Source organism: Methylibium sp. (genome assembly GCF_031393925.1).
Lineage (GTDB): Bacteria > Pseudomonadota > Gammaproteobacteria > Burkholderiales > Burkholderiaceae_C > Methylibium.
On record NZ_JANMWL010000066.1, the window covers coordinates 1 to 5,801 of the forward strand.

General features: G+C 68.7%; 7 protein-coding genes. 5 read left to right on the forward strand and 2 right to left on the reverse strand.

Features of this window, described 5'->3' with window-relative positions:
* The 4 genes from RMO12_RS04330 to RMO12_RS04345 form a co-directional block, all read left to right on the forward strand.
* The coding region (locus tag RMO12_RS04330) for a proton-conducting transporter membrane subunit (RefSeq protein WP_309638338.1) at window positions 1-678 on the forward strand (678 nt) is incomplete at its 5' end.
* Window positions 679-696: 18 nt separating this feature from the next.
* Window positions 697-1,014, forward strand: coding sequence for a DUF2818 family protein (locus RMO12_RS04335; RefSeq protein WP_309638344.1), 318 nt, complete (start codon window positions 697-699; stop codon window positions 1,012-1,014).
* Entirely contained in the window at window positions 1,011-1,679 is a 669-nt protein-coding gene (locus tag RMO12_RS04340; protein WP_309638339.1) for an NUDIX hydrolase, read from the forward strand. The genes RMO12_RS04335 and RMO12_RS04340 overlap by 4 nt, the downstream gene beginning before the upstream one ends.
* Before the next feature lie 12 nt (window positions 1,680-1,691).
* On the forward strand, window positions 1,692-2,156 hold the full coding sequence (locus RMO12_RS04345; protein ID WP_309638340.1) for a DUF1178 family protein: 465 nt from the start codon (window positions 1,692-1,694) through the stop codon (window positions 2,154-2,156).
* Window positions 2,157-2,360: 204 nt separating this feature from the next.
* On the opposite strand, the gene RMO12_RS04350 is transcribed toward RMO12_RS04345, so the two are convergent.
* Window positions 2,361-3,770 (reverse strand): FAD-binding oxidoreductase, encoded by a 1,410-nt coding sequence (locus tag RMO12_RS04350; protein WP_309638341.1) that lies wholly within the window; start codon window positions 3,768-3,770, stop codon window positions 2,361-2,363.
* The gene (locus RMO12_RS04355; protein ID WP_405029617.1) at window positions 3,767-4,153 is read right to left on the reverse strand and encodes a DUF2069 domain-containing protein; all 387 of its coding nucleotides are present in this window, start codon (window positions 4,151-4,153) and stop codon (window positions 3,767-3,769) included. The genes RMO12_RS04350 and RMO12_RS04355 overlap by 4 nt, the downstream gene beginning before the upstream one ends.
* Here RMO12_RS04355 and RMO12_RS04360 point away from each other — a divergent pair.
* Window positions 4,131-5,390 carry a YihY family inner membrane protein gene (locus RMO12_RS04360; RefSeq protein ID WP_309638343.1) on the forward strand — a complete coding sequence of 420 codons (1,260 nt, stop codon included), beginning with the start codon at window positions 4,131-4,133 and terminating at the stop codon, window positions 5,388-5,390. The two genes, RMO12_RS04355 and RMO12_RS04360, sit on opposite strands and share 23 nt — an antisense overlap.
* The last annotated feature ends 411 nt before the right edge of the window (window positions 5,391-5,801 follow it).

Here is a 5,801-nt window from a genome sequence, read left to right on the forward strand (position 1 = left end):
TGGCAGCAGATGCTCATCGTGCTGGCGGTCGGCTCGCTCGTCCTCGGCAACGTGGCCGCCATCGCGCAGACCAATTTGAAGCGCATGCTGGCCTATTCGGCCATCGGGCAGCTCGGCTTCATGCTGCTCGGCTTCACGCCCACGGTGATCTCGGGCAACACCTTCTCGGCCGCTAACGGCTACGGCTCGGCGATGTTCTACATCGCCACCTACGTGCTCACCACGCTGGCCACCTTCGGCGTGATGCTGGTGATGGCGCGCCAGGGCTTCGAGGCCGAGGAGATTGCCGACCTGAAAGGCCTTCACCAGCGCAGCCCGCTGCTGGCCGCCGTGATGGGCGTGTGCATGTTCTCGCTGGCCGGCGTGCCGCCCACGATGGGCTTCTACGCCAAGCTTGCGGTGCTGCAGTCGCTGGTGTCGACCAACGTCACCGGCTACATCGTGCTCGCGGTGGCGGCGGTGCTGCTGTCGCTGATCGGCGCTTTTTATTACTTGCGCATCGTCAAGACCATGTACTTCGACGCGCCCGAGGGCGCCGCGGGCCCGCTGTCCCGCGGGCCCGGTGAAGTGCGCGCACTGCTGGCGCTCAACGGTGCGGCGGTGCTCGCGTTCGGGCTGCTACCGGGCGGCCTGATGAGTGCGTGTGCCGACGCGATCCGCCTCGCGCTGGCAACCTGATCGCGAGCGCCTGGCATGGTGTCGTCAACGGCTGCGGTGTGGCTGGTGCTGCTGTTGTCACTGGTCGCGGCGAACCTGCCCTTCGTCAACGAGCGCGTGTTCGTCGTCGGCCCGCGGCGGGCGAGCAAGTCGCTGGGCTGGCGCCTGCTCGAAGTGCTGGTGCTCGAGGTGCTGGTGCTCGGTGTGGGCCTGTTGCTCGAAGGCCGCATCGGCCGGCGCCATCCGCAGGGCTGGGAGTTCTACGCCGTGCTGGTCTGCCTGTTCCTGACTTTCGCTTTCCCCGGTTTCGTGTGGCGCTACCTGCGCCGCCATCGCCACAGCGTGCCGCCGCCATGAACCAGCACGACCGTTCGAAGGGCGAATACCGCAGTGCGCAGCATGAAGGTCCCCTGACGTGCACGCCCGGCGAAGACGACCCGCATTTGCGCGAGACGCGCATCGCCAGCGCCCAGGTCTACCGCGGCGGCTTTCTCGACGTCAGGCGAGACCTTGCTCGCCTGCCCGACGGCACCGAGGTCTTTCGCGAGTACGTCGTTCATCCGGGCGCGGTGATGATCGTGCCCTTGCAGGGCGACGGCCGGCTGGTGGTGGAGCGGCAATGGCGCTATCCCTTGGGTCGCGCCTTCATCGAGTTTCCCGCCGGCAAGCTCGACGCGGGCGAGGGGGGCCTGGCCTGCGCGGTGCGCGAACTGGCCGAGGAAACCGGCTACCGCGCGGCCGAATGGGCGCAGGCCGGCCTGCTGCACAACGCCATCGGCTACTCCACCGAAGGCATTCAGATCTGGTTCGCGCGCGGCCTCGTGTTGGGCGAGCGCCGGCTCGATGCCGGCGAGTTTCTCGACGTGCTGTCCATGACGCTGGATGAACTGGAGGCGCTGGCCGCGTGCGGCGAACTCACCGACGCCAAGACCCTGATCGGCATGCTGTGGATAACGCATTGGCGTGCCGGCCGCTGGGCATTGGATTGGCAGCCCGCGCCACGGGCGCCGGATGCAGCATGATCGGGCACTGATATGAAAGTCCTCGACCTGCAATGCGAACTGGGCCACGGCTTCGAGGGCTGGTTCGGCTCCGAAGACGATTACCGCTCGCAGTGCGAGCGTGGCCTCGTCGAGTGCCCGCTGTGTGCCAGCAGCCAGGTGAGCCGCTTGCCGAGCGCGCCGCGGCTCAATCTGTCGGCGTCCCGCGAGGGGTTCGCGGTCAAGCCGAACCGATCGGCCGCACTGGCCACGCCGAACACGCCCGAAAAGCGGAGCGTCGAAGCCATGTGGCTGAGCGCCATGCGCCATCTGCTGGCGCAGACCGAAGACGTCGGCGACCGCTTTGCCGACGAGGCGCGTCGCATCCACTACGGCGAGGTGCCGCAGCGCGCCATCCGCGGCCAGGCCAGCGGTGAGCAGGCCGAGGCGCTGCGCGACGAGGGCATCGAGGTGCAATCGCTGCCCGTGCCCGAGTCGCTCAAGGGGCCGCTGCAGTAGCCCATCGGCGGGGCGCCGTGGACTCGACGCCGAGCCTCGGCTCAAGGGGGTCTCGCAGCTGCAGGAAAGTGAGCTTGCGCAAGTCCTTGTCGTGCGTGTAGAGCGTCTTGATGCGGTGCTGTCTCAGCGGCGCGGCGCGGCGAGGTGGGCGTCGGGCACCAGATTACCGCGTGCAGGCACATTGCACGCGTCGACGCGCCCTCGCTACAACAGTCGCCCAGGATTCATCAGCCCCTGCGGATCGAGCGCCTGCTTGATGGCGCGCATGAGCGACAGCGCCACCGGCGATTTGCGGCGCGTGAGTTCGTCGCGCTTCAAGGCGCCGATGCCGTGCTCGGCCGAGATCGAGCCGCCGTGGGCCTGCACGGCGTCGTAGACCAGCGCGTTGACGGCCGCTTCGTACTCGCCGAGAAACGACGCCGCATCGACGCCCACCGGCGCCTGCACGTTGTAGTGCAGGTTGCCGTCGCCCAGGTGGCCGAAGTCGACCAGCCGCACGCCGGGAAATCGCCGCACGAGCACGGCGTCGGTGTGCGCCACGAAGCCGGCGATGCGCGACACCGGCAGCGCGATGTCGTGCTTGATGTTCGGGCCCTCTTGACCTTGCGCGAGCGGAATGCTTTCGCGCAGGTGCCAGAGCTGATGCGACTGTTGCAGGCTCTCGGCCACCACCGCGTTGGTGATCTTGCCACCCTCGAGCGCGGCCGCGAGCAGGCCTTCAAGCAGCGCGCGCGCATGCGCCGGGCTCTCGGCGTCCGACTGCTCCAGCAGCACCGTCCACGGACTCGCACCCAGCGGTTGCGCCAAGGCGGGGAAATGCCGCGCGACCAGCGCCAGCGACAGCGCGTTCATCACCTCGAAGGCGGTGAGGCCGGCGCTCAAGCGAGCCTGCGCCAGGCCGAGCAGGGCGACGCAGTCCTCCAGCGAGGCGCAGGCGGCCAGCGCGGTGCCGCGCGCGGCCGGCTGCGGATGCAGCTTCAAGGTGGCGGCGGTGATGACGCCCAAGGTGCCCTCGCTGCCGATGTAGAGGTCGCGCAGGTCGTAGCCGGTGTTGTCCTTGCGCAGCCCGGCCAGGCCCTCCCAGATGTCGCCCGCCGGCGTGACGACTTCCAGGCCCAGGCACAACTCGCGCGCAGTGCCGTAGCGCAGTACCTGCGTGCCACCGGCGTTGGTGGCCAGGTTGCCGCCGATCGTGCAGCTGCCTTCGGCGGCCAGGCTCAAGGCAAACAGCAGGCCTCGAGCCGCGGCTGCGTGCTGCACGCTGTGCAGCACGCAGCCGGCTTCGACCGTCATGGTGAGGTTGGCCGCATCGATCGCGCGCACGCGATTCAGGCGTGCCAGGCTCAGCAACACCTGGGTGCCGCTCGCGTCGGGCACGCCACCGCCCACCAGGCCGGTGTTGCCGCCCTGCGGTACCACGGCGGTGCCCTGCGCAGCGCAGGCGCGCACCACCGCGGCCACCTCGGCGGTGCTGCCCGGCCGCACCACGGCCAGCGCGCGACCGCGGTAACGCTTGCGCCAGTCGAGTTCCCACGCGCAAAGGTCACCCTCGGTCAACACGTAGGCCGTGCCGACCTCACCGCGCAAGGTTTCGAGCAGCGCGCCCGCGTTCATGCAGGATGGACAGCGCCGCGCAGCCGCCAGCGCACATGCAGTGCGCAGGCCGCGAACAGCAGCAGACACAGCACCACTTCGATGCCTGCCAGCACCGCACTCAGGCCCCGGTCGCTGGTGGCACGCACCACGCCTTCGGTGAAATACAGCCATACCAGCAGGCTCACCCAGCGGTAGGTGTAGAGCCGGCGCTTGAGCAAGCCGACCAGCGGGAAAGCCAGCGGCAGCACCTTGAACGCGAGCAGGCCGCTGCCCGTCGGCGCCAGCCTAAGCTCCCAGGCGAGGCCGAGCACGATGAGTCCCAGCAGGCTTGCCACCGCCACCGCGCGCGTGCGCTCCACTGCGATCATGCTGCTGTTCATGGCTGGCATCATAGTCAGCATGACCGTGACCGACGCCTTGAAGGCGAGCTGGCGTGAACGCCTTGCCGAACTCATCCGCACGCTGCAGACCTGGCCCTGGCTCGACACCGCCAAGACGCTGCGCGAGCGATTTCGCGACGACCGCCTGGGCCTCACCGCCAGCAGCCTGACCTTCACCACCACGATTGCGCTGGTGCCGCTCGCGACGGTGACCTTGGCGGTGTTCAGCGCCTTTCCGATGTTTGCGCAGTTCCAGGGCGCGCTCGAAAAGTACTTCATCCAGAGCCTGGTGCCCGACGGCATCGCCAAGCCGGTGCTGGGTGCGCTCACGCAGTTTGCGGCCAAGGCCAACCGCCTCGGCGTGGTGGGGCTGGTGGTGCTGCTGGCCACGGCGATCGCGCTGATGCTCACCATCGACCGCACGCTCAACGCGATCTGGCGCGTGCGCAAGCCGCGCTCGCTCGGCCAGCGGGTGCTGGTCTATTGGGCCGCCGCGACGCTCGGGCCGCTGGTGCTCGGCGTGAGCCTGTCGCTCACCTCGTACGCGATATCGGGCTCACGCGGGCTGGTGGGCGTGCTGCCGGGCGGCCTGACGGTCTTGCTCAACGTGCTGCAGTTCGCGCTGCTCGCCGCGGCGATGGCGGGCCTGTTCCATTACGTGCCCAACACCGAGGTGCGCTGGCGCCATGCCCTGGCCGGCGGCGTGTTCGTGTCGGCCGGCTTCGAGCTGGCCAAGAAGGGCCTGGCCTGGTACTTGGTTTCGGTGCCGAGCTATTCCACCGTCTACGGCGCCTTTGCCACCGTGCCGATCTTCCTCGTGTGGCTCTACCTCGGCTGGGTCATCGTGCTGCTCGGCGCGGTGATCGCGGCCTATGCGCCCAGCTTGTCGATGCATGTGGTGCGGCGTGCATCGACACCCGGCCATCGCTTCGAGCTGGTGCTGCTGCTGCTGCGTGAGCTGGCGCAGGCGCGCACGCTGAGCCATCACGGTCACAGCGCCGCGACGCTGGCCGACACCCTGCGCACCGACCCGCTGCAAGTCGAGCCGCTGTTAGAGACGCTGGTGGAGATCGACTGGGTGGGCCGGCTCGACGAAGAAGAGAGCCACAAGCGCTACGTGCTGCTGTGCGACCCGCACACCACACCGGCCCAGCCGCTGCTCGCGGCCGTGCTGCTCGATCCGCGGCCGTCGGTGCGCGGCTTCTGGCAGCGGGCGCGGTTTGGTGAGATGACGCTGCAGGAGCTGATCGCGGCGTAGCTGCCGGGGAGCCGTCCTGCGGGGGCAGTACGGAATCGATGTCAGTCGAACAAGACCCGCCACGAGCCCGAGCACCGCAAGGCAGTCGCAGCGCAGCCGAGATCGCCTCGATGAAGCGCTGACGCCTGCCCGGACGCAACGTTGCCGCGCCCTACTGAGCCCTTGCCCTTGTCGGCAACCCGAACGCCGAACATTGCCGACGGCCCGCTTGCAGGCTGCCTCTCCTCTCTCCTAATCGATTGAAACGAACCCGTATCAAGGCCGGCTCAACGGCCGGCTGCGGTGGTCAGGATTTCTTTCAAAGCGGTCAATACGCCGTCGGGCGCCTCTGCCATCAGGGCGTGCCCGAAGGGCAGCGTCACCACCGTGGGTGCGAGCGCATCGCGCAGCGCTTGCGAGGCCTTCGGCGTA